The following is a 770-nucleotide window of genomic DNA, read 5'->3' as shown; positions in this document are numbered from 1 at the left end:
GAAGCTGGGCACGGGCGTGCTCGTGTTCGCGGCGGTGGCGGTGCCCTGGTACCTGACGCTGTGCCTCTTCGACGGCGTGGACGACGAGGGCAAGCTCTTCTGGTACCGCTTCTTCATCCACGACCACTTGAACCGCCTCACCGCGGGCGTGCACACCACCACGCCGGGCGGGTCGTTCACCTACTTCATCGAGCAGGGCGGCTTCGCCATCTTCCCGTGGGTGGCGCTGCTGCCCGGCGCCTTCGCGGTCGTGTCGCGGCTCAAGCTGCGCTCGCGGGACAAGGCGGACCACCTGGCGCTCATCGCCGTGCTGTGGGTGGCGTTCGCGTTCTACCTGCTGGCCTCCAGCGCGACGAAGTTCCACCACTACGTCTTCCCCATCCTGCCCGGCCTGGCCATCCTCATCGCGCTGTTCGTGGACCGGTTGTGGAAGGACGGCATCTCCGAGCATGCCGTGAGCCTCATCTTCGGCCTGGTGCTCTTCATCCTGGTGGGCAAGGACCTGGCGGAGAACCCCAAGGACTTCACCGACCTGTTCGTCTACAACTACGACCGGCCCTACCCGCAGGACCTGGTCACCCGGCCCATCGCGTTCTTCTCCTCGCGCCCGCTGTGGATGGGCGACCTGGTGACGCTAGTGCTCCTGGCCTTCGGCGTGTACCTGGCCTTCGACGCGTTCTCCTCCAAGGTGAAGCAGGAGCGTCCGGCCGCCGGGCGTGCCGTCGCGCTGGGGCTGCTGCTCACCGGCGGGGCCACGCTGGTCGTGGTGG

1 pseudogene is annotated in these 770 nt (G+C 67.7%); it reads left to right on the top strand.

Annotation, left to right across the window (positions count from 1 at the left end):
- Positions 1–770: pseudogene (locus D7W79_RS42450) on the top strand (ArnT family glycosyltransferase); the annotation flags it as partial.

It is taken from the genome of Corallococcus exercitus, assembly GCF_003611585.1.
GTDB classification, from domain to species: domain Bacteria; phylum Myxococcota; class Myxococcia; order Myxococcales; family Myxococcaceae; genus Corallococcus; species Corallococcus exercitus.
The sequence above is the reverse complement of the archived record's forward strand: the minus strand, read 5'-3'. Positions and strand labels throughout refer to the sequence as shown.